The organism is Rhodoferax sp., assembly GCF_018780565.1.
Classification (GTDB): domain Bacteria; phylum Pseudomonadota; class Gammaproteobacteria; order Burkholderiales; family Burkholderiaceae_C; genus Rhodoferax.
This window is the reverse complement of the sequence record NZ_JADMJN010000003.1, coordinates 479,262-500,930: the sequence shown is the minus strand read 5'-3', so window position 1 is coordinate 500,930 and position 21,669 is coordinate 479,262. Positions and strand designations below refer to the sequence as shown.

At 59.4% G+C, this 21,669-nt stretch carries 20 protein-coding genes and 1 riboswitch; of the genes, 4 read left to right on the top strand and 16 right to left on the bottom strand.

All coding sequences use genetic code 11. The features are described 5' to 3' along the window. Positions 1-6 precede the first annotated feature (6 nt). Complete coding sequence (locus IV109_RS06295) at positions 7-1,722, top strand: Na/Pi cotransporter family protein (protein WP_296693855.1); 1,716 nt, start codon at positions 7-9, stop codon at positions 1,720-1,722. Here IV109_RS06295 and IV109_RS06290 read toward each other — a convergent pair. The 13 genes from IV109_RS06290 to IV109_RS06230 form a co-directional block, all read right to left on the bottom strand. Beyond that, positions 1,715-3,328 (bottom strand): tetratricopeptide repeat protein, encoded by a 1,614-nt coding sequence (locus tag IV109_RS06290; protein ID WP_296693853.1) that lies wholly within the window; start codon positions 3,326-3,328, stop codon positions 1,715-1,717. The genes IV109_RS06295 and IV109_RS06290 overlap by 8 nt on opposite strands. Before the next feature lie 25 nt (positions 3,329-3,353). Continuing rightward, positions 3,354-4,046, bottom strand: a complete 693-nt coding sequence (locus IV109_RS06285; RefSeq protein WP_296693850.1) for a HAMP domain-containing sensor histidine kinase — start codon at positions 4,044-4,046, stop codon at positions 3,354-3,356. A gap of 112 nt (positions 4,047-4,158) precedes the next feature. Continuing rightward, a riboswitch (cyclic di-GMP riboswitch) is annotated at positions 4,159-4,244 on the bottom strand. Positions 4,245-4,303: 59 nt separating this feature from the next. Continuing rightward, on the bottom strand, positions 4,304-5,299 hold the full coding sequence (locus IV109_RS06280; protein WP_296693844.1) for a quinone oxidoreductase: 996 nt from the start codon (positions 5,297-5,299) through the stop codon (positions 4,304-4,306). Positions 5,300-5,353: 54 nt separating this feature from the next. Then, complete coding sequence (locus IV109_RS06275; RefSeq protein WP_296693841.1) at positions 5,354-6,199, bottom strand: MTAP family purine nucleoside phosphorylase; 846 nt, start codon at positions 6,197-6,199, stop codon at positions 5,354-5,356. A 39-nt stretch (positions 6,200-6,238) separates the two neighbouring features. Beyond that, positions 6,239-7,207: a hypothetical protein gene (locus IV109_RS06270; protein WP_296693837.1), complete on the bottom strand. Its 969-nt coding sequence runs from the start codon at positions 7,205-7,207 to the stop codon at positions 6,239-6,241. Further along, positions 7,204-8,013 carry an ATP-binding cassette domain-containing protein gene (locus IV109_RS06265; RefSeq protein WP_296693833.1) on the bottom strand — a complete coding sequence of 270 codons (810 nt, stop codon included), beginning with the start codon at positions 8,011-8,013 and terminating at the stop codon, positions 7,204-7,206. Before IV109_RS06265 ends, IV109_RS06270 begins: the two co-directional genes overlap by 4 nt. A 7-nt stretch (positions 8,014-8,020) precedes the next feature. Further along, positions 8,021-8,881, bottom strand: a complete 861-nt coding sequence (gene phnE / locus IV109_RS06260; RefSeq protein ID WP_296694297.1) for a phosphonate ABC transporter, permease protein PhnE — start codon at positions 8,879-8,881, stop codon at positions 8,021-8,023. A 29-nt stretch (positions 8,882-8,910) separates the two neighbouring features. After that, on the bottom strand, positions 8,911-9,786 hold the full coding sequence (locus tag IV109_RS06255; protein ID WP_296693831.1) for a phosphate/phosphite/phosphonate ABC transporter substrate-binding protein: 876 nt from the start codon (positions 9,784-9,786) through the stop codon (positions 8,911-8,913). 45 nt (positions 9,787-9,831) lie between these two features. Then, entirely contained in the window at positions 9,832-10,446 is a 615-nt protein-coding gene (locus IV109_RS06250) for a TIGR04282 family arsenosugar biosynthesis glycosyltransferase (protein WP_296693828.1), read from the bottom strand. Further along, positions 10,443-11,120 (bottom strand): TIGR04283 family arsenosugar biosynthesis glycosyltransferase, encoded by a 678-nt coding sequence (locus tag IV109_RS06245; RefSeq protein ID WP_296693826.1) that lies wholly within the window; start codon positions 11,118-11,120, stop codon positions 10,443-10,445. The genes IV109_RS06250 and IV109_RS06245 overlap by 4 nt, the downstream gene beginning before the upstream one ends. After that, the gene (gene arsS, locus IV109_RS06240) at positions 11,120-12,088 is read right to left on the bottom strand and encodes an arsenosugar biosynthesis radical SAM (seleno)protein ArsS (protein WP_296693824.1); all 969 of its coding nucleotides are present in this window, start codon (positions 12,086-12,088) and stop codon (positions 11,120-11,122) included. The genes IV109_RS06245 and arsS overlap by 1 nt, the downstream gene beginning before the upstream one ends. A gap of 172 nt (positions 12,089-12,260) precedes the next feature. Continuing rightward, complete coding sequence (locus IV109_RS06235; protein WP_296694296.1) at positions 12,261-13,223, bottom strand: Bug family tripartite tricarboxylate transporter substrate binding protein; 963 nt, start codon at positions 13,221-13,223, stop codon at positions 12,261-12,263. A gap of 76 nt (positions 13,224-13,299) precedes the next feature. Beyond that, entirely contained in the window at positions 13,300-14,094 is a 795-nt protein-coding gene (locus IV109_RS06230) for an SDR family oxidoreductase (RefSeq protein ID WP_296693821.1), read from the bottom strand. 154 nt (positions 14,095-14,248) lie between these two features. Here IV109_RS06230 and IV109_RS06225 point away from each other — a divergent pair, with 154 nt between their 5' ends. The 3 genes from IV109_RS06225 to IV109_RS06215 are packed head-to-tail and all read left to right on the top strand — an operon-like array spanning position 14,249 to position 18,155. Further along, complete coding sequence (locus tag IV109_RS06225) at positions 14,249-14,905, top strand: hypothetical protein (protein ID WP_296693818.1); 657 nt, start codon at positions 14,249-14,251, stop codon at positions 14,903-14,905. A gap of 46 nt (positions 14,906-14,951) precedes the next feature. Next, positions 14,952-15,770 (top strand): hypothetical protein, encoded by an 819-nt coding sequence (locus IV109_RS06220; RefSeq protein WP_296693815.1) that lies wholly within the window; start codon positions 14,952-14,954, stop codon positions 15,768-15,770. Between the two features lie 6 nt (positions 15,771-15,776). Continuing rightward, positions 15,777-18,155 carry a serine/threonine-protein kinase gene (locus IV109_RS06215; protein ID WP_296693813.1) on the top strand — a complete coding sequence of 793 codons (2,379 nt, stop codon included), beginning with the start codon at positions 15,777-15,779 and terminating at the stop codon, positions 18,153-18,155. A 23-nt stretch (positions 18,156-18,178) separates the two neighbouring features. Here IV109_RS06215 and IV109_RS06210 read toward each other — a convergent pair whose 3' ends face one another. The 3 genes from IV109_RS06210 to IV109_RS06200 form a co-directional block, all read right to left on the bottom strand. Further along, on the bottom strand, positions 18,179-19,057 hold the full coding sequence (locus IV109_RS06210; RefSeq protein ID WP_296693810.1) for an adenylate/guanylate cyclase domain-containing protein: 879 nt from the start codon (positions 19,055-19,057) through the stop codon (positions 18,179-18,181). A 61-nt stretch (positions 19,058-19,118) separates the two neighbouring features. After that, positions 19,119-20,051: a DMT family transporter gene (locus IV109_RS06205; protein WP_296693807.1), complete on the bottom strand. Its 933-nt coding sequence runs from the start codon at positions 20,049-20,051 to the stop codon at positions 19,119-19,121. Next, on the bottom strand, positions 20,048-21,661 hold the full coding sequence (locus IV109_RS06200) for a gamma-glutamyltransferase family protein (RefSeq protein WP_296693805.1): 1,614 nt from the start codon (positions 21,659-21,661) through the stop codon (positions 20,048-20,050). The genes IV109_RS06205 and IV109_RS06200 overlap by 4 nt, the downstream gene beginning before the upstream one ends. Positions 21,662-21,669: the final 8 nt, after the last annotated feature.

The following is a 21,669-nucleotide window of genomic DNA, read 5'->3' as shown; positions in this document are numbered from 1 at the left end:
GAACTGTTGACACACTTGCTTAACCTGCTCGCCGCCATTGCCCTTTTGGTCTGGGGTACGCACTTGGTGCGCACCGGCATTCTTCGGGTCTTTGGTGCCAATTTGCGCAACCTGCTGGCCAAAAGTGTCAGCAACCGCTTCAACGCTGTGGTTTCGGGCATTGGCGTCACGGCGCTGGTGCAATCCAGCACGGCTACCGCCCTCATCGTGTCCTCGTTTGTCGGCCAGGGGCTCATGTCCCTGCCCTCGGCCCTGGCGGTCATGCTGGGCGCCGATGTGGGCACCAGCCTGATGGCGGTTCTGTTTTCACGCGATCTCTCCTGGCTCTCGCCTCTTTTCATTTTGATCGGCGTGGTGCTTTTTCTGGCGCGTCAGTCCACCACGATGGGGCGCGTGGGCCGCATTTTGATCGGCTTGGGGCTGATGTTGCTGGCCCTGCGACTGGTGACCACATCAGCCAACGTATTGACCCAGGCCCCGGCCGTCAAGGCCCTCCTCGCATCGCTGAGCAGCGACCTGCTGCTGGAGATCACGGTCGGTTGCGTGCTGGCTGTTCTCTGCTATTCAAGCCTTGCCATCGTGCTGCTGACAGCCACCCTGGCAAGCTCAGGCGTCGTGCCCATTGACGTGGCCCTGGGCCTGGTGTTGGGTGCCAACCTGGGCAGCGGCCTGCTGGCGGTGCTGACCACGCTCAATGCCAATGTGGAGACCCGCCAGGTCCCCCTGGGCAATCTGGTTTTCAAGATCATCGGCATCGCCATTGCAGCACCGGTGGTGGGCCTCTGGCTTCAGGCCATCAAACCCTGGATGAACGAGCCAGCAACCCTGGTGGTGTTGATGCACCTGAGCTTCAACCTGATGGTGACTTGCCTGTTTATCGGGTTCACCGAGTTCATCGGCCATTGGGTCGAAAAATGGCTGCCCCGGCTGGACCCAAGCACCATGGCGGGCCGCCAGCGGCATCTGGACCCCACCGCACTGGCCACACCATCACTGGCCATCACCTGCGCCGTGCGCGAGGCCATGCACCAGGCCGATGTAGTCGAAACCATGCTGCTGGGTGTACTGGGCGTCATCAAAAACAATGACCGCAAGCTGGCCCAGGAGCTGCAGAAGATGGACGACACCGTGGACGCGCTGTACTCGGCCATCAAGTACTACCTGACCAAAATTTCACGCGAAGCCCTGAGCGAAGACGAGGGGCGCCGCTGGACCGACATCATCAGTTTCACCATCAACATGGAGCAAATCGGGGACATCATCGAGCGCATCCTGATGGACATTGAAGACAAAAAGATCAATCCAGGGCGTGAGTTCTCCGAGGCCGGCATGACGGAGATCACCGAACTGCACAGCCGCCTGGTCAACAACCTGCGCCTGGGCATGAGCGTATTCCTCAACGGCAATGTGCGCGATGCCCGCAAATTGCTGGAAGAGAAATCGCGCTTTCGCGACCTGGAGCACGAATATGCTGCCACCCACCTGGAGCGGCTGGCCGTCAACACGCTCCAAAGCATTGAGACCAGCTCACTGCATCTGGACTTGATCAGCGACCTCAAGCGCATCAACTCCCACATCTGCTCCATCGCCTATCCGATCCTGGACTCGGCTGGCGCGCTAACGCCGAACCGCCTGCGTGATTCCGTGCTGGACTCGCTTCATCCTGCTGCAGGCGACACGGCACGGCTGCGACAGGTCCATCCACCATCAAGCCTTACTTAGCCCTCTCCAATCGGGCCAGAGCACTCGCGTACATTTGGCTTTTTTTATTGGCCGGATTCAATCGGCGCACACACTCAAGCAGTTCTGTTGCCTCTCGCAACAAAAGATCATTCGGACCCTCCTTGCTCATCAAACCAATGAGCAAGCCGCACAGATTCATGATGATCACTTCACTGTTTGGCAGATCTTTCACGGCGCCCCGGAGTAATGCGACGCCTTCCTGGAATTCGCCTTTCTTGGCCAGCATGACGCCCTGGTTGTTGATATTGATAACTTCCTGTCGGGATTCATTGAGAACCGCTTGTCCTTCCCCGCCCAATTGCGCACCTTCAAAAACGGCCTCAACCTGACGAAGAATCTCCGCGCTTTCATGGTTGTTTTTCACAATGTCACGAAGCAAACCAAAAGCCTTCTCCTTGTGTCCCAGCTCAAACAGGGACGCTGCCATTGCCATCGATGCTTCATTGCTGATTTGGCTGGACATGGTACTCATCAGTGCCTCGGCATCCGCCATTGCCGTTTCGGCCTTTTCCATCTGCCCCATTTTTTTATAAACCGCGCTTTCGGCGGCGGCGGTCTGTATGGACGCCTCAGGATTGCCCTTGAATTCCTTTTTGCTTCGCTGCAAAACTTTCAATGCTTCATCGGGCGAATCCTGGGCTGAAAACACCTTGGCCAGTCCGGCATATGCCGCCGGATTTTTATGTGGCGAAAACTCGCTGATTTTGATGGTTTTTTCAAAGGCCGCTTTTGCAACGTCCAGTGAGCCATTCTTGTAGGCTATCTCGCCAAGACTTCTTTGTCGAACCGAGGAGTTGGGAGAGAGCTTCACAGCGTCCATGAGTACTTGCTGTGCTTTGTCCCCCTCACCCAGCGAATTGAGGGTTTTGGCCAACCAATCAGAAGCCTCCATGTACATTCTGTTCTCCTCCAAAACCTGGCGGAATATTTCCTTGGCGCTGTCATAGTCTCCGGTTTGAAAATGAATCTTGCCAAGCCCTGTTTTGGCCCAAGGTACGCTACGGCTCGCCAAAACCGATTCAAAAAGAGTCTTGGCTGCGTCATGCTCCCCGAGGGTCATCAACAAATCACTCTTGATGCGCAAAATTTCCTGTGGATTCAAAGCCTGCGCCTTCAACTGCTGGTCGCACTCAGCGAGTGCAGCAAGGTAATCCTGGGCGTTGATGGCGGTTTCGATGCCGCGCAGGGACTGCTTGCGCACAATCTGCTTCTCCAATCGGCTCTCCAGCAAACTTTGATTGATTGGTTTCAGCAGATAGTCGTCCGGTTTGACCTCCGCCGCCCCCATAACCATGTCGACCGTTTTCTCTGCGGTAACCATCACCCATATGGTGGACACACCGATGTACTTGAGGAGCTTGGACTCTTCCAAAACCTGCTGGCCATTCTGGCCGGGGCCCAAGTTGTAATCGCAAATCACAATGTCATACTTGTTCGTACGCAACTGGCTGATCGCCTCCTTGCCACTATTCGCAGTGTCAATCTTTGTCACGCCCATCGCTTTGACGATGTCCCTTAGCATCGTGCGCATGCCCTGAAAGTCATCAATGATCAATATTTGAGCTTGCTTGAGAGGAACAGTCATGACCTGGGTCTTTCATTACACAAAACTAGGGAAGTCTCACCACAAAACAGCCACCGCCATACGCGCCGCCGTTTTCGATGGTGAGCGAACCACGACGGGTGCCGTTTTTGTGTTTGGCAGCGGCCTGAGATGAAAAATAGAACCCAAGTCCCGTACTTCCGGTTGAGAAATTGATACCCTTATTTGCCAGGACGCCGTCGTTTTCCATCATGCTCGGCGGATAGCCCCGACCGTTGTCTTCAACACGCAGCTCCAAAAAACCATCTTCGACTTTGGCTGCAACACGTATCTTGTCGGATGTGTAGTTGTACGCATTGTTCAAGGCATTGATCAATATGCCCGTAACCAGGTCCCGGTCAACATACCAATAGCAGTTTTCATGGCAGTCCACAGCGAGGCTGATTCCCTTGAAATCCATGATGAACTTGTTCTGCAACAATGCTTCTTCAATGACATCGGCTATGGACTGTTCCGTGATGTCCATCGGATAAATGGATTTCCCAAGCTTGTAGAGGCTAAGCATTTGAATGAGGTTCGCATTCATGCGGTTGGCCTCGTAAATGACCATTCCCAAGCTCTCAAAGCTTGAAGTGCGACCCTCTTCTTCACATTGGGCGGCTATTTTTTCCAGAGAACTCACTTGAATATTCAAGGAATTCTTCATGTCGTGAATCGACGAGGCGATGAAGTCAGTGAAGTTGATTTCGTCATCGACCATGTCGAACTCCTAATTTCGTTGCATTGAACGGACAACGCGAAAAGGAACCGGGGGTCGATGGATGCAGTGGCAAGTTCTGTGCTTGAAATAAGCTTTTGGAGCAGACTTGCCGCCTGGCGATCCCGCTGTCATGGGCATGCGCCTTTAGACCGGTAACTTTGCGCCCCCGCCTTTCGGTCGGGTTTGCCCTTTGCAGAATACTAAGGGATTAATGTAAATATTGAAACAACTATTTACATCAACAGACCTCAAGCTGTCTACAGCGTCAAAATTGTGCACCCAGTCGTCTTGCGCGCTTCCAGGTCACGGTGCGCCTGCTGCACGTCTTCCAGCTTGTAGCGCTGGTCAATGCGGATCTTCACCTTGCCGCTGGTGACCGCCTCGAAGAGATCGTCGGCCATCACCTGGGTACTTTCACGCGTTGAGATGTGGGTGAACAGGGTCTGACGCGTGACGTAGATCGAGCCTTTGGGGCCCAGAATGCCGGGCGCAAACGGCGCGACCGGACCGGAGGCGTTGCCGAAACTGGCCATCAGGCCAAAGGGGGCCAGGCAGTCCAGTGACTTGTCCCAGGTGTCTTTGCCCACCGAGTCATAAACCACCTTCACGCCTTTACCACCGGTGATTTCTTTCACACGGGCCAAAAAGTCTTCACTGGAATAATTGATGACAAATGCCGCACCATGCTCTTTGGCGAGCGCGCATTTGGCATCCGACCCGGCGGTGCCGATCAGTTGCAGACCCATCGCTCGCGCCCACTGGCAGGCAATCAGACCCACGCCACCGGCCGCTGCGTGGAACAACACAAAGTCACCCGCCTGCAAGCCGCCTTGGGGCAAGGTGCGCTTGAGCAGGTATTGCGCAGTCAGGCCCTTGAGCATCATGGCCGCACCGGTCTCAAACGAGATGGCATCGGGCAGCTTGCACACGCACTTGGCCGGCATGACCCGCAGCTCGCAGTAGCTGCCCGGTGGCTGGCTGGCATAGGCGGCACGGTCGCCTACCTTGAGGTGCGTCACGCCCTCACCCACGGCCTCCACCACACCCGCGGCTTCCATGCCCAGTTGCAGGGGCATGGGCAGGGTGTACAGGCCACTGCGCTGGTACACATCGATAAAGTTCAGGCCGACCGCATGGTGGCGAATGCGGATTTCGCCGGGGCCTGGGTCGCCCACGGTGACATTCACCAGTTTGAGTTGCTCCGGGCCGCCGTTCTGGTCGATGCGAATCGCGCGGGAAGAAATTTGCGTCATGTCGGGTCTCCTGTAATTTGAATGCAACGCCATATTGCCATGAATCAGCAAGGCTTAGCGCCGCAACACCGAAAGCCACTCGCGCTGGGCCGCGGTCAGGGCGGTGTCAGGCGTCAGCAGGCTGTGCAGCAGGTTGGTGCGAATCTCTGGCTCTTCCTGCGGCAGTGGGTCACGCACCAGTGCATCCAGCAGAGCCCGGACCTTGACGAGACTCTTGTTGTACAACTCGAAGATGGCGCTGACCTGCACGTGCTGGCTGGGGTCTTCCAGCCAGCAGTCGTAGTCGGTGGCAATGCCGATGGTGGCATAGCAGATCTGCGCCTCCCGGGCCAGGAAAACCTCGGGCACGTTGGTCATGCCCACCACATCGCAGCCCACCTGCTGCAAGAACAGACTCTCGGCCCGTGTTCCCAGTCGCGGGCCTTCAACACAGGCATAGGTCACATCCCGATGCAGGGGAATGCCCAACAAGGCGGCCTGCGCCGCGACCCAGTCCACCATGTTCTTGCTGACCGGGGTGGCGGTGGACACGTGCGCGGCTACACCATTGCCAAAGAAGGTGCGCTCACGCCCGCCTTTGGTCCAGTCGAAATACTGGCTCGGCATGGCCAGGTCACCCGGGGCAATGCGCAGGGCCAGGCTGCCAACGGCAGAGATGCCCAGCAGTTGCGTGGCGCCAGCTGACTTGAGTGCAAAGATGTTGGCGCGGTAGTTCACCTCATGCGGCAACAGCCGGTGCCCCGCACCATGCCGTGCCAGAAACAGTATGGGCTGGTCGCCCAGCCGGCCCCGTATGACAGCGCCCGAGGGGTCACCAAAGGGGGTTGACCCCGACAGGCTTTCCTCCAGCACCATGCCGGGAAGATCGTAGATTCCGGTGCCTCCGATGATGGCGAGCATGTGATTTTGTTCCTGTGAATTGAAGTGGTTTAAATGCGGCTAGACGTTGGAGCTGACGAGCACCTGGCCTGGCAGGTAGGCCGGGCCCTGCATGATGCGCTGCCAGTAGGACGCATGGGCAGCACTCCCTTGCGGCCATTGCGCGAGGAAATCGCGATGCCACTGCGCCGTATCAAACTGCACGGCGATGCCATCCATGAACAAGCCTTTGCGTACGATGCCAAAGACCCGCTCGCGCCCTTCAAACGGCCGCGTGGCGATGCGGGTGATCAAGCCATAGTCTGTGGCCGAAAAATTGGGCATGCCCGCCGCCCCGTTGTTCAGAATCGCTGGCGCGAATTCAGACTCGCCGTACTGCAAGGTGCAGAAGATCGGCAAACAGGTGTGGCTGGATGCGAACACATCCACCTGCGCCCGTTCAAACCAACTTTGAAGCTGGGCCACCTGCCCCGGATCACGCAGGCGTTCCTGGGCAAAGCCCCAGCCGGACAGGGACTCGGCGTCGCCATGCACGATGCCCACCCTGCGCCCCCCAACGTTGACGCGCATATGCATCGGCAGTTTGGTGAGCGCGGTCACCAAACCAGGAAAGCGCTGCGCAGTCTGGCGCAAGCGCTGCATGATGGCGTTGGAGTGGTGCACCACCTCATCCCCAACCCAGTCCGGATAGGCGCAACCGCAGCCGCCTTCGGAGGCATCCTCGCCCATCTCGGTTTCCACATTGCCGCGCGTGGCAGGGAATGAGAGCACGGTCTGGTTGATGCGCTGAAACGAGGCCTCATTCACATCAAACCAGTTGAAGTCACCGTTGAAAACCAGGCGTTTCGAACCGGTCTCGCGGTTAAACAGATCCAGCACCTTGGCCAGGGCCGGCTCATTGCCGTACAGGCCGCCCACCACGTACAAAACCTCACACGCGTGCTCGGCCGGCACCGCCAAGGCACTGGCTGGGTAGCGGTAATGCAGCGGGCAACTGCGACCGGCAGCGTGGCTGGTGTCACTGTTCATGACTGAGCCTCCGGCGATTCAACAAAAAGGGGACCCAACCAGGGCACTTCGGTAGCAGACGTGTCGGGTCGGTACAGGCTGGCCAGTTGCCGGTCATCCACTTGCGCCAGGGGCAAGTCAAAGGCAATACGACCCTGTTTCAAACCCAGGACCCGGTCCGCCAGGATGGGCAACAAGCTCGGGTTATGCACCACGGTGATCAAGGTAGCGCCCGCGGCTGCCCGCGCCAGCAGGCTGCACACCTCGGATGCTGCCAGGGGGTCCAAGCTGGCGGTGGGCTCATCGGCCAGGATGAGCTTTGGGCGCTGCATCAGCATGCGGGCAATCGCAACCTTCTGCTTCTCGCCACCGGACAGACGGTCAACGCGTTCATCCGCCTTGGACAACAGGCCCACATCACTGAGTGCAGCCTCGGCCGCAGCCACATCCGCGGCCGCATGCATGCGCACCCAGGTGCGCCAGCCGGAGCGCCGACCCAGCACACCCATCAACACGTTGTCCAGCGCGGAGACACGCTGTACCAGGTGCAGACCCTGCATCACCTGCCCTACTTCAACACGCAATTGCCGCAACGCCTTGGGCGGGGTGTGCGGACCCAACTGGCGGCCCAGCACCACGGCATCACCACGGCTGGGGTGAACAAAGCCGCCCAGACAACGCAGCAAGGTGGACTTGCCAGCGCCGTTGTGCCCGACGATGGCGATCCGTTCACCCGCCGTCACAGACCAGTGCGCCATGTCGAGCATGGTTTTGCCACCGGCTTGGCAAATCAAATTGTGTATTTGAATCAAGGCTGACTTGTTCATGGCGAGGTCATAGCAGGGCCTGCCGGATACGCCGGCTCAGGGCATCAAACACCACCACCAGCCCGATCACAACCAGCAAAATGGTGGCCAAACGCCCCCACTGGAACAGCGAGGTGGCTTCGGAGATCAACAGGCCCAGACCACCCGCACCGATGAGGCCCAGGATGGTGGAGTCGCGGATATTGAACTCCCAGATGTAGAGGTGGCTGGAGACAAATTGTGGCAAGACTGCAGGCCAGACCGCGTTGAAAAAAACCTGCACCGGACTGGCGCCTACCGCGCGAACCGCCTCCACCGCCTGCATGTCCAGCGTCTCGATCGATTCGGCAAAGAGCTTGCCGTAGGTCCCCATGGAATGCAGGGCAATGGCCAGGATGCCCGCCGTGGGACCCAGCCCCACGATGCCCACCAGAACCAGGCCAAAGACCAGGGAATGGATGGCCCGCGTGACATTCAATACAGCTCCTGCCCCTATAGCAAGGGCGCGTGGCGCTCCCAAATTGCGAGCAACCAGCAGACTCAAGGGCAAGGCCAGAATGGCGCCCAGCAAGGAGCCCAGCGTGGCAATACGGACTGTCGTCCAGGTGGCCTGCGCCAGGGCGCTGACGAAATCTTTTTCGACCGCACGCCGATCCTCGACCCGCAGCAGGGTGCCATCGTCACTGCGGTACTCCAAGCGTGGACTGCCCAGCCAGACATCCACAAAACTGGGCCGGGAAAACTCTCCCATGGACTTCACGAGATTCGGCCACGGGTTGCGCCCCAGGGACAAGTCGCCCTGCGCCGACAGCGTGCTCAGACACGCCGCCACCAGCGCGCAGTAGGCAAGTACCAGTGCCAGGAAGCGAAAACGGCCAGTAATGCGCATGGAATTCACGGTGCCCAGAATCAAAAAGACTATGGCTTGAGCTGCAATTTTCCAGTGGCCAGTCCGGCGTCACGAATGGGCTTGTAAAAGCCGTTGTCCTTGCTCAGGAAGCCGGTGTAATGGACGGGCAGCAGATTGGGTTGCGTGGCCAGGGCAGCGCCCACCGAGTCGAGCGCCACCTGCAACTGAGCCACCAGGGCCTTGTTCTGGAACAAGGTTTTGCTAACCGCAAAGGCGTCATTGGGCAAGGGTGCGGATTGCCAGATGATTTTGGAGCGTTCAGCCTTCAGCAAGCCTTGTTCGATCATGGCCGTGCGATTGCGGTTGTAGTCCGCGCCGGCATCAAGCTGACCCGCCGCAACCTGGGTCTCAATCGCCTGGTGCCTGGTGTACAGGACCTTGCTGAAATAAGTATCCGGGTTGATGCCTTGCGTCATGAAGTAGTGCCAGGGAATCAGATAGCCCGAGGTCGAGCCCTTGTCACCAAACGCGAAAGTTCGGCCTTTCAAATCAGCTGGCGAACGAATGCCGGAATCGGGGTGAGTCACCATGATGGCGAAATACTCCGGCTTGCCGTCGTACAGAATGGTGGACACCACCTGCGCACCGGCCTCGTGATTGGCCAGCACATAGCCCCAGGGCCCCATCAGTGCCAGATCGGTCTCACCATTGGCCAGCGACTTCGCCAGGCCTTCCCAGGTGTCGACCGTACGCAATTCCACGGCACGCCCGAGCCTGGCCGCCAGGTAGGTGGCCAGCGGTTTGTAGGTGGCGTCGTTCTTGTCCTTGTCCGGCTGAAACAAGCCAACACCCAGCTTCAGGGGGCTGGCGGCAGACTGTGCATGAAGCGGGTTCAACGCGAACGCAATCAAGGCCGTCATCAGGAATTTAGCAAGCGATGCCATCAGGTATTTCTTTCGTTGTTTCGTCGTACTGGAGAATCAAGAAGTTCAGGCAAGCCACTCAGGGTTGAGGTGAACCAAGTCTACGGGCTCGTCAATGTCAGGCAGCGCGCAAAGCTCTGCGTGTGTCATGCCCAAGCGCGCCAGACGCACGCGGGTCTCGCTCATCACGGTCGCCGTGCTCCAGGCCATCGCATCAAAAAGCGTGGGCTGAGGTGAACGCAGACCGACCAGTGTGTAGCCGCCATCCAAGGCCGGTCCGAACACGGCATCCTTGTGTTGCAGCGCCCGGGCGGCGTCCTGCAAATAGCCGGCATCCACACCGGGCGCGTCCGTCCCAATCAAAATAGCACTGCGGTGGGTCTGCAAGGCACGGTCCAGTGCACGTGCCATTTTTTCACCCAGATCCCCCTCACCCTGGCAGCACAGTGCCACACCATGCAGCTGCGACAAGGCCAGGAAAGCCGGGTGCGAGGCATCAGGCCAACAGCACAACTCCACCGGTCCGATGGCAGCCGCGCAAGCCTGCTCAAGGGCATGCGCCAGCAGCCGCTCAGCCATGCGCGCGGCACCTTCGGTGCCCAGCGCCGGCACCAGACGGGTCTTGGCAAAGCCGGCTACAGGCGCTTTGGCGAACACAATGACGGCGCAGGACGGACTCATGGATAACGATGCGCAAGCCGCTCGGGCGACGCGCCAAGCCAGTAAAGAAAACGCAGGCGCCACATCAGGAAGATGGTGCGCCAGACCCCATGCTTCTCCCAGCGGCGTCCGGACGTGATGACCTGCGGTTTCAATGCCACCGGTCGACTTGCCGTGCGCAGGCGGCGAGAAAGTTCAATGTCCTCCATCAGGGCTTGATCCGGGAATCCACCCACACGATGGAACTCGTCACGCAACACAAACAGCGCCTGGTCACCGGTTGCAATGCCACTCAGGCGCGAACGCGCGTTCATCATCCAGGCCACCACACGCAGCATGCGGTGACGACCAGAAATGGCCACATCAAACCGACCCCAACGCCGGGCCTTGCTGGCGAGAGCCTCCTCAACTGAGACAAGTGCTTGCGACGGCAAACGGGTATCAGCGTGCAGAAAAAGCAGGATGCGCCCACTGGCCCTGAGCGCACCGGCATTCATCTGGCACGCCCGTCCACGCTCGGCCTGCACCACGAGGTCACACCAGCCTGCGCACAGGGCCACCGTAGCGTCCACGCTGCCGCCGTCCACCACGATGATTTCCACATCCTGGCTGCGCAAGGGTGCCAGCGCCTGCAGGCTGACCACGATGCCGTGCGCCTCGTTCAACACCGGCACGACCACCGAAAGCCGGTGCATCACGCAGCCTTCAGGGCGCCACCACAACTGCTGCCCTGCCCGGCGGTGCAACCGTAACAATGGTCCGCAACGCGAATGCGGCCATTGGCCGGATCATGCAAAAGCAAGTCGCGCAAATGGGGTCGTGCTGCTTCAGCCAGTTGCAAGGGCATGACCAGCATCTGGTTGAAATCACAATCGAAAAGATAGCCCTGCCAGTCCACGCTGACCAGGGACGTGCACATCACGGACTCCAGGTTGTCTTGGCGAAACGAGTCCTTCAGCAACTGCAGGTAGGGCTGAAACTGGCCCTTGGAAATCAGCGTGCTGCCAAAGCGTTGAATGGGCATGTTGGCCAAGGCAAACAACTGGTCAAATGCAACGCCAAAGTGCTTGTCGAGTTCGCGCTTGTAGTCCGCCTCCAGCGCGGTTTGCTCAGGCGGCAATTGCGGGCCTTGCGGGTTGTAGACCAGATTCAAAACAAGCCCGGCCCCCGGTCGGGCATAGCCCAGAGCGTTGAGTTTTTGCAGACCGGCAATACTCTTGTCAAAAGTACCCTCCCCGCGCTGGCGATCGACCCGCTCAACCGAATAGCAGGGCATGGAGGCCACCACTTCCACACTATTGCTTGCCAGAAACTCCGCCGTATCCTCCTGGCCTGGCTCGGACAAAATGGTGAGATTGCAGCGGTCGATGACTCGCACACCGAGTTTGCGCGCAGCCACCACCAAGCGACGAAAGTGCGCGTTGAGTTCCGGCGCGCCGCCCGTGAGGTCCAGCGTCTTGACCTTTCGGCGCGCCAATACGGCAAGCACCATATCCATCGTTTCGCCATCCATCATTTCAGTGCGATTGGGACCCGCGTTGACATGGCAATGCAGGCAGGTTTGATTGCACTTGTAGCCCAGGTTCACTTGCAAGGTTTCCAGTTGCTTTCGACGAAGCCGCGGAAAATCGGTTTTGGCGAGCAATGGGAACGTAGCGTGCATGGGTTCTTTCTGGAAACTGCGGTGATAGCCGTATGGGTCGACCTGCAATGAATATTCTTACAGCCTTTTGCTACAGGCGCACACCGACCGCCAGAGAAACCCCGGAGTGCCTCAGCCCTTGGAAAATTTTCAAGCCAGCGGCGCGGCGTCCAGGCGCCAGACCGCTGCGCCTTTATTGCGCCTGGAAGCCGCTGGCCTTGATGATGCGCGCCCAGGTTTGGGCATAGGCGCGCTCACGAGCAGCAAGCTGCGGCCCTGAGGAGTAGCCCACCGTCAGGCCCATGGTGGTCAGGCGCTCGCGCACATCCGGCATGGCGATCACTTTAGCCACAGCATCGGAAAAGCGGTCGATAACTGCCTTGGGTGTACCAGCAGGTGCAAAGATGCCGTAGTACGGAAGATCTTCGAAACCTGCCAGCCCCAACTCGGCAAAAGTCGGTACATCGGGCAGGATGGCCTGACGTGCGCCACCCAGCACTGCCACCACGCGAATCTTGCCCGCCTTGTGGTTCTCGATGAAATCGGGCACGGAACCCACGCCCGCACCGATCTGGTTGCCCAGCATGTCACCCATCATGGGTGCGCTGCCCCGATAAGGCGCGGCCTGCAAATCAAGTGCGTATTTCTGGCCAATGACCTTCACCAGAAACTCCGGCACCGAAGCCGGTGCAGGTACCCCCACCGTGCCCTTGCCGGCACCCTGGCTTCGTACCCAGGTCAGGTACTCATTCATGCTTTTGGCAGGTGTACCGCCTGACACGGCCAGCGCATTGACAAAAGTCGCAAAGCCGGCCACCGCCACAAAGTCATGGGCCGGGTCAAAGCCCGGATTCTTCACCACCAGCGGCAGGATCGACACGGTATGGTCATGCGACAGGAAGAAGGTCATGCCGTCAGCGGGCGCGGCCTTGAGTGCCTGGGCCGCAATCTGGCCCCCGGCACCGGCGCGGTTTTCCACGATGACCGGGGTGCCCAGCTGGTCTTTCAACTTGTCGGCCAGGATGCGGGCGATGGCATCGGTGCCGCCTCCGGCCGGAAACCCGACCATCAACTTGACGGCGCCGGTTTGCGCCTGCGCTACGCCGCCCAAAAGCAATGCACCAACCAGCAATGTGTTGCGAACCGCACCCAACATGCCGGCTACTTGCTGCAAAGATGATCTGGCCATTTTTTTCTCCATCTGGTTTATCTGAATCGGGGATTTGAATTGCTTAAAAAGTGCCGGGGTAGGCGCCACCGTCTGCCAGTACATTCTGGCCATTGATGTAGCCCGCGTGCTGGCTGCACAGGAAGGCGCAGATGGCACCGAACTCTTCCAGCTTGCCAAAGCGCTGCGCCGGAATGCTCTTGCGACGTGCATCCATGACCACCTCCACGGCCTGTCCGGTCTTCTGCGCCGCACCCTGCATGACACCCTTGAGGCGATCGGTGTCAAAGGCACCGGGCAAAAGATTGTTGATGGTGACGCCCCGAGACGCCAGCTTGCCGCGGGACGCTCCGGCCACAAAACCTGTGAGTCCGCTGCGCGCGCCATTGGAGAGGCCCAGCACATCAATCGGCGCCTTGACCGCGCTGGAGGTGATGTTGATGATGCGGCCAAAACCTCGTTCCGCCATGCCATCCACCGTGGCCTTGATGAGTTCGATCGGTGTCAGCATGTTGGCGTCCACCGCCTTGATCCAGGTGTCCCGATCCCAGTCGTGGAAGTCGCCCGGTGGCGGGCCGCCCGCATTGGTCACCACAATGTCAAAGTCGCGGCGCACCTTGAAGACCGCCTCGCGCCCCGCCGGCGTGGTGATATCTGCGGCAACAAACTGAACCTCAGCCCCCGTTTTTCCTTCACTTCCAGCTATCAATTTTGCAGCAGAAGCCTGCAAAACCTCGGCACCACGGGCCACGATCAGCACGTTGACGCCTTCACGCGCCAGTGCCTGGGCACAGCCAAAACCCAGGCCCTTGCTGGCCCCACACACCAAAGCCCATTTTCCTGCGATGCCCAAGTCCATATCGATCACCCTGTGAGTAACAAAAGTTGCTGCCATCATAGTTGCGAAATCCCACCCGGCGAGACGCACCGTCCCTATAATTTGACAGGTCCCGCCCCAACAGGAACCATCTGACAACGAGAGATATGCTTATGCGCTACTTGGTTCACACGTCATGATGCTGCGATGCCTCTGGCCAGTCTTGATGGCCTGCGCTGCTTTGGCGAGTAGCGCACAGGCTGCGGATTTTAGGTTTTCCACGGAAGACTCCACTGACAGGGTTCAGGAGGACGAGCGGCAGGCCAGAGTCAACGCGATGCTGCAGACACCTTGCCGCAACAAGATCAAAAACCAAAAGATCATGGTTCTGATTGGCGAGAACCGCAATGGTGCAACCCAGGCCAGCCAGTCGGCATTCAATCCCCATGTCGAGGCCATCAATGCCCGCTTGCAGGCACTGGGTTTAAAAACCTTCACCCAGGCGCAGATCCGACAGCAGGTGGCCCAGGCCGAAATCGACGCGTATTTCAAGAACGACCCCGACGCAGCCATCAGTGCATCGCGGCGTTTGGCGGCGCAGTACATCCTGCGCGGACTGATCACCAGCCAGACCAGCCGCAACCTGGCCGTGAACGTGAACCAGGTCAACGTCAGCATGAACTTCACCCTGACGGGAGCCAACGGCCGGATGATTTCCCAGGCCAGCGCCGAAAACGCCAGCTATGCGGGCAGTGACACTGCCGGCATGGCGCTCACCCTGATCAATGAACGGGCTGATGAACTGGTTGCCACGCTCTACAGCGACTACTGCCAGAAATCGGGCGTGCGCTGAATCCTGCCCGTCCCATCGATATCGAGAATTTTTGCAAAGGGAACCTATGAAAACGCATCTTTTCCATTCCGGCAAGGCAAGCGCCATGACCGCGCTGTTCGTTGTGTTGACCTGCGGCGCGCAGGCCTGGGCGCAACCCAGTTTTGGCAATCCATCCCCTACGGCGGGCACCTCGACCTCCGACAAGGCCAATGCCGCCGCCGACGCCGCTGCGTACAAGGAAGTCGACTACGTGAACAAGGCCAAGAAGGGGCCTGCGCTGGTGGTGATACCGGGGGAGGTGAAAAGCAACAACGCCACATTCACGCAGAAGTTTGGCCCCAACAACATTGCCGATTTCGCCGAGCTTGAGTTGTCCAATGCCAACTTTGTAGTCCTGGAGCGCAGCAACCTGGGCAACCTGTTGCAGGAGATCTCGCTCGCTTACAACCTTGGCGACGTCGCCGCCGCACGCAAGACGATGCAAGTGGGCAAGCTGAAAACCACCAAATGGGTGGTGAAGTTCGACATCCTGAAGGCCGAACAGATTTCGGAAAACAAAAAAGGCATTGACGGCCGTGCCATTGGTGGGCTGCTGTCCATGCTGGGTGGCCTGGGCGGCTCCGGGGCTGGCGCCGTAGCAGGCTCAGTGCAGACTCAGGATGCAAGCGGTGTCTGGCTCATCGGCATGCGTTACAAGATCATGAATGCCAACACCACCGAGCAGCTTGCCCAAGGCTACAAGGAGCTCAAGATGGAGGTCGGCTCCACCCAGACCAGCGTATTGGGAGTTTCCGACGGTGCCAAGGGCGGTGTTGGGCTGGACACCATGGTGCAGCGCCTGGTGCAAACCGCGGTCTGGGACATCGACGCCAAAAACAAATAGACCAGCATGTCCGGCATCACCAAACTCGGCAAGTACCTGATCCGACGCGAACTCGGCAAGGGGGCCATGGGCGTTGTTTACGAAGGCTTTGACCCGGTGATCGAGCGCACGGTGGCCATCAAAACCATCTTGCCACAGCAATTGAACTCAGCCGAGGCGGGCGATGTGCTGGCGCGCTTCAAACGCGAGGCGCAAGCGGCCGGGCGTCTGAACCACCCCGGGATTGTGGCGGTCTATGACTACGGCGAAGTGGTGGCCGAGGATGATCTCACCATGGTGGCCGGCCCCGGCACGGTCTCCGACGCTCGCGAACGCGTGGCCTTCATCGCCATGGAGTTCGTCAAGGGCCGTGAGCTGCGCGATTATTTCGAGGCCAACGAACGCTTCGCCCTGCCCGAGGTGGCTCGCCTGATGGGGGAGATACTGGACGCCTTGAGCCATGCGCACGCCAAGGGCGTGGTGCACCGCGATATGAAGCCGGCCAACCTGATCGTGCTGGACAGCGGCAAGGTCAAGATCGCCGACTTCGGTATCGCTCGCGTTGAGAAGTCGGAACTGACCCAGGCGGGTACGGTGATGGGAACACCGTCGTACATGTCACCCGAACAGTTCATGGGGCAGACGGTCGATGGGCGCAGCGATCTGTTTTCGTGCGGTGTGATCCTGTACCAATTTCTGACCGGTGAAAAGCCATTCACCGGCAACACCACCACCATCATGTACAAGGTGCTGCGGGAAGAGCCCCTGGCACCCTCCATGTTGAACGTGGCGCTGCCCAGCGCCTGGGATGCCGTGGTGAAAAAAGCCATGGCCAAAAACCCGGATCAACGCTTTCAGACGGCAGCCGAATTTGCGGCATCAATTCAGGCCGCGGTGGCCAACCCGGGTGCGGAACAAACCCTGATCAATGCGGGCAACAGCACCTTGATCGATCCCGGTGGCACAATGCCCCGCACCCATGCTGCCCCTGCCACGCCGGCAAGCACCCGGACGCGCAGCCCCAAAGCCATGGTGGGGGCCCTCGCAGGCCTTGCACTGGTCGGGGGCATCGGTGCCGCCTACATGCTGATCGGCAAGAGCACTGACAAGCCTGCGCCGCTGGCCCAGAATCAGGCCGTAGCACCCGCTGTGGCAGCCACACCGGCAGCAGCGCCACCACCGGTGATCACGCCGGTGGTGGTCAGTGATCCCGCGCAGGATTCCGGCAACGTCATCATCAGCGCACTGGGTTTGGTGGATCCCAAAGATGCCCGCTTCAAGGGCGACCCGGGCGCAGCCCAGGCCGAGGCGCGTGCGGATGCCAAACGCCAGTTGATCGAAAAAGTACTGGGCCTGTACATCGACAGCAACTCACTGAACAAAAACTACGCGCTGATCGAACAGAAGCTGCTGTCCCGGTCGGGCAGTTTCATCAAGTCCGTGCTTCATGAGGGAGCGCCCAGTACCGGCAAGGACGGCCTGCTGGAAACCGAAACCCGCGCGGTGGTCAAGGTGCGTGATGTGCAGAAGTCACTCAACCAGTTGTCCAAGGACGAGCGCATCGACTTCATACGCAACAATGGCGACCCCAGGGTTTCCATCCAGATGAATGTGGCCAATGCCGAATCCGCACAGGCCTTGCCCCCCGCTCGCTCGCAGCTGGCGGAAAACGTGCTCAAGGAGCGGATCAAATCCTTTGGCTTTCGGGTCTGGTCCAATGAAGGCGAGGCCAGAACCGGGCCGGATGCCAAAGTGGCCGACTTCGTGATACAGGGCGAGGCAAGGCTCAAGCAACTGTCAGCCAAGCTGCCCACCTCCGGATTGACCATCACCAAGACGGTGCTGACCTCGTGGACCGTCAAGGCCATTGACAAGGCCAGCGGCGAAGAGATCTACCTCAACACCGTGATGCCCAAGGGCCAAAGCTGGGCCACCGAAGACCAGGCGCTCGGTGACATTGGCAAACAAATGGGCGATGAGTTTTCAAAGAACTTTTTTCTGCAGCATTTTAACTTCGGCGTACGGCAAACCCAGCTCCATGTCACGGGCCTGCCCGATGCGCAAACAGCACAACTGCTGCTGCGCGAGTTGCGTGGCATCAGGCAGGTGCTGGACGTTCAGTTGCTCAGCGAGACCGGCAAGTTCCAGTTGCAACTGGCTGAAGGCAGTGCCAGCGATGTGATTCAGGACGCCGTCATACGCCCCCTCAACAGCAAGCTTGGCCAAAACTGCTTTGCCCTTGCCGGCTCAAGCGACACCCAGATCAACATGAGCTTTGCCAGCACCTGCGCCGACGTGGCCGTGCGCGGCAAACTGGAAACCGCGCCACCGGCCGGGCTCATGGGCGGTTCGATTTCTCGCGGCAAGTCGCTGCTCAAAGGCAGCCCCATGAAGCCCATGACCTGAGGGTCCGGGGCCGGTTGATGGGTTCAGCCGCTTATCAAAAATGCGACCGTTTCTTCGCTGGACTCGCTCACGCTGCGACCGAAGGCAATGCGTCCTTGCCCGCGCAACATCACCTCTTCGCGCCGCAGCGTGATTTCGGCCTCGTCCGCAAAGGCCACGAAAGTGCCATTGGTGCTTTGATCGATCAGAAAGAATTTATCGCGTCGCCGTTCGATGCGCGCGTGCTGGCGCGAGGCCATTCGGTCGGCCACGACGATTTGGCAACTGGCATCGCGCCCGAGCACCATACCGGCATTGGCCTGTTCCAGGACAAGCTCGGACGCGCCGTATTGCAAATGAAGCCTGACCAGCCTGGGGGGAGTCAGGATGGATGGCGTGGCCATGGTCAACTCTTCGCCTGCCTGCCAGATGACTTCGCATACCTCGACATCGTCGCCCTTGCCTTTGACTGACAGGGCGGCGATCCGGCGGGTTGAACTGCGCAACAAGGGCGAAAGTTGCTCCACGGTGGCACGGGTGGTGATGATCTGGGTCGCCTTGGCCAGCCCCGCCATGCGCGCAGCGAGGTTGACGGTGTCGCCAAAAACATCGTTGTTGTCTTCGATCACCGGCCCGGCATGAAAACCTGCGCGAATGGCGCGCTTGACGTTGGACACGGCAGGCAACGCCATGATCTTGAGCTGCATGTCGGTCGCGGCCAGGCAAGCGCTGTCGGCGTCCGGCAGCACGCACATGACTTCGTCACCAATGGTCTTGATGACGCGGCCGCCATATTGCTCAACGATGCTGCGCATCGCGGCAATGCACTCATCCACCATCTTCTTGGCCTGCTTGTCTCCCAAGGTGTCGTAGAGTTTGGTGCTACCTGCAATGTCGGCGAACAGAACAGCCATGAGTTTCATTGGATTTACCTTGCAGCTTGCGAGTGAAATGATCGTAGTTTTTGGCGCAGAAGACGAATTGTCAACCCGCAGCACTCCGGCCGGTGCGGGTGAAGACAAAGATTCCCGCAATCACCAGCACGGTGCCCGCCGCCACCCAGGCCGTGAAAGGCTCGCCCAGGATCACAACCCCCATCAGAATGGTCGACATCGGGCCGACCATGCCGGTTTGAGCGGTCACGCCAGCGCCAACCCGCTCGATCGCCATCATCACCAACAGCACCGGCACCGCCGTACACAGGGTCGCATTGAGAAGGGAGAGCCAGATCACCTCGGGAGCGACGATCATGGCACTCCAGGGACGCAACAAGACGAATTGGACGATGCACAACAGACAAGCCACGGTGGTGGCCAGACCCACCAGACGCAGGGAGCCCAGACGCTGCACCAGTTCGCCACTGAAACTGAGGTAGATCGCGTAACTGACCGCGCTGAGGAAAACCAGCAAGGCGCCCAGAGCCGCGTCGCCACCTTCAAGCTGGATCTCATGACCAAACACCAGCAGCACACCGGCGTAACTGATCAGCATGCCCAAGGCCTGCTGGCGTGTGATCTTGCGCTGGTAGAGCACCAGGCCCAACAAAAGCACCAGCGTCGGATTGAGGTACAGGATGAGTCGTTCCAGCGAAGCGCTGATATAGGACAGACCGGCAAAGTCAAGGTAACTGGCCAGGTAGTAGCCCGTGACGCCCAGGCCCAAAATGCCCAGCCAGTCTTTGCGTGTGAGGGCGGGCATGCCACGGCTGGACCACCAGGCCATCAGCGCAAAAATGGGCAACGCAAACAGCATGCGGTACATGATGAGCGTCACCGCGTCGACGCCGTAACGGTAAGCCAGCTTGACGATGATCGCCTTGCCGCTGAATGCAATCGCACCCACGGTGGCAAGGACAAGACCGGTTGCTATTTTTTTAGTAGCTGGTGGCGCAATGGATTCGGGAGGGGAAGGATTCAAAACCCAACCGCCTGACCATCGCGGCGGGGGTCACTGGCGGCCACGTAGCCCTCAGCACCCGGGTCACCCGCGCGCCAGATGAACTGGCCCGCACCAAAATCCTGGTAGGAATCCTCGATAACTTCCATACGGTGGCCCAGATCATTCAAGCCCTGCACAGTTGTGGATTTCATGGAGGCTTCAACGTTGAGTTCCAGCCCCGCGTTAAAGCGCCAGCGAGGCGCATCACAGGCCGCCTGCGGACTCTGGCGGTAATCCAGCATGCGCACCAGCGTCTGCAGATGACCCTGGGGCTGCATATTGCCACCCATCACGCCGAAGCTCATCACAGGCTGTCCGTTCTGGGTCAGGAAGGCTGGAATGATGGTGTGAAACGGCCGCTTGCCCGGCGCCACCACATTGGGGCTGTCCGGGTTCAGGCTGAAGCCATGTCCGCGGTTCTGCAGGCTGATGCCAAAGCTCGGCTCCACGCAGCCTGAACCAAATCCCATGTAATTGCTCTGGATGAAGCTGACCATCATGCCGGACTCATCCGCCGCGGTCAGGTAAATGGTGCCGCCCTTGACCGGGTTGCCGGCTGCGAAGTTTTGCGCTCGACCCGGATCGATCAGCCGGGCACGTGAGGCCAGATAGGCATCATCGAGCATCTGTTCGGCCGTGACCTCCATGCTGTGGGGCTCCGCGACAAAGCGGTAAACATCGGCAAACGCCAGCTTCATGGCCTCGATCTGCAGATGCTGGGACGCCACGCCGTCCACCGGCAAGCTGGCAAGGTCAAACTTATCCAGAATTCCCAACGCCATCAATGCTGCAATGCCCTGACCATTCGGTGGAATCTCATGCAGGGTGTAACCACGGTAATTTTTGGCAATGGGTTTCACCCACTCAGGGCGGTGCGCAGCCAGATCAGCCTGGGTGAGACCCCCGCCATACTGCTTCGAAAATCGCTCCAGCGCCTGGGCAATTTCACCTTGGTAAAACGCTTCACCTTTGCTCGCAGCAATGGCACGCAGGGCGCGGGCTGCGGCGGGAAATTGAAACAACTCTCCAACACTTGGCGCACGCCCGCGCGGCAGAAACGCCTGGGCAAAGCCGGGCAAGGATTTCAGCTCATCCACCGGGGCAGCCCACTTTTGCCGCACCACCGGAGGTAACAAATAACCACGCTCGGCGATATCAATCGCGGGTTCCATCAAATCGGCAAAAGGCAATTTTCCGAATCGCTCGCTCAGGGCGACCCAGCTGCTTACCGCGCCCGGCACCGTGACCGAATCGATGCCGCGCTTGGGCGGTGTGGCCGCACCGGCACCGTACCGACTTCGAAAATAGCTGGGCATCCAGGCTTGCGGGGCACGCCCCGACGCGTTCAGACCATGCAACGCCTTGCCATCCCACAAAATGCAGAACGCATCGCTGCCAAGACCATTGCTCACGGGCTCGACGATGGTCATGGCCGCAGCCGCAGCGACTGCAGCATCCACCGCGTTGCCACCCTTGTACAGCATGCGCAGACCGGCCTGGGCGGCCAGCGGGTGTGAGGTGGACACCACATTGCGTGCAAATACGGGCAGGCGGGTAGAGGGGTAGGGATTGTCGTAATTGAACTTCATACAAGCTG

Excerpts from the sequence above, each read along its gene's own strand:
- IV109_RS06250 (WP_296693828.1), bottom strand. The coding sequence starts at position 10,446 with ATGAGTCCGTCCTGCGCCGTCATTGTGTTCGCCAAAGCGCCTGTAGCC.
- IV109_RS06245 (WP_296693826.1), bottom strand. The coding sequence starts at position 11,120 with ATGCACCGGCTTTCGGTGGTCGTGCCGGTGTTGAACGAGGCGCACGGC.
- IV109_RS06270 (WP_296693837.1), bottom strand. The coding sequence starts at position 7,207 with ATGAACAGTGACACCAGCCACGCTGCCGGTCGCAGTTGCCCGCTGCAT.
- IV109_RS06280 (WP_296693844.1), bottom strand. The coding sequence starts at position 5,299 with ATGACGCAAATTTCTTCCCGCGCGATTCGCATCGACCAGAACGGCGGC.
- IV109_RS06275 (WP_296693841.1), bottom strand. The coding sequence starts at position 6,199 with ATGCTCGCCATCATCGGAGGCACCGGAATCTACGATCTTCCCGGCATG.
- IV109_RS06235 (WP_296694296.1), bottom strand. The coding sequence starts at position 13,223 with ATGTTGGGTGCGGTTCGCAACACATTGCTGGTTGGTGCATTGCTTTTG.
- IV109_RS06265 (WP_296693833.1), bottom strand. The coding sequence starts at position 8,013 with ATGAACAAGTCAGCCTTGATTCAAATACACAATTTGATTTGCCAAGCC.
- arsS (WP_296693824.1), bottom strand. The coding sequence starts at position 12,088 with ATGCACGCTACGTTCCCATTGCTCGCCAAAACCGATTTTCCGCGGCTT.
- IV109_RS06210 (WP_296693810.1), bottom strand. The coding sequence starts at position 19,057 with ATGAAACTCATGGCTGTTCTGTTCGCCGACATTGCAGGTAGCACCAAA.
- IV109_RS06230 (WP_296693821.1), bottom strand. The coding sequence starts at position 14,094 with ATGGACTTGGGCATCGCAGGAAAATGGGCTTTGGTGTGTGGGGCCAGC.
- IV109_RS06290 (WP_296693853.1), bottom strand. The coding sequence starts at position 3,328 with ATGACTGTTCCTCTCAAGCAAGCTCAAATATTGATCATTGATGACTTT.
- IV109_RS06220 (WP_296693815.1), top strand. The coding sequence starts at position 14,952 with ATGAAAACGCATCTTTTCCATTCCGGCAAGGCAAGCGCCATGACCGCG.
- IV109_RS06200 (WP_296693805.1), bottom strand. The coding sequence starts at position 21,661 with ATGAAGTTCAATTACGACAATCCCTACCCCTCTACCCGCCTGCCCGTA.
- IV109_RS06215 (WP_296693813.1), top strand. The coding sequence starts at position 15,777 with ATGTCCGGCATCACCAAACTCGGCAAGTACCTGATCCGACGCGAACTC.
- IV109_RS06225 (WP_296693818.1), top strand. The coding sequence starts at position 14,249 with ATGATGCTGCGATGCCTCTGGCCAGTCTTGATGGCCTGCGCTGCTTTG.
- IV109_RS06255 (WP_296693831.1), bottom strand. The coding sequence starts at position 9,786 with ATGGCATCGCTTGCTAAATTCCTGATGACGGCCTTGATTGCGTTCGCG.
- IV109_RS06285 (WP_296693850.1), bottom strand. The coding sequence starts at position 4,046 with ATGGTCGATGACGAAATCAACTTCACTGACTTCATCGCCTCGTCGATT.
- phnE (WP_296694297.1), bottom strand. The coding sequence starts at position 8,881 with ATGCGCATTACTGGCCGTTTTCGCTTCCTGGCACTGGTACTTGCCTAC.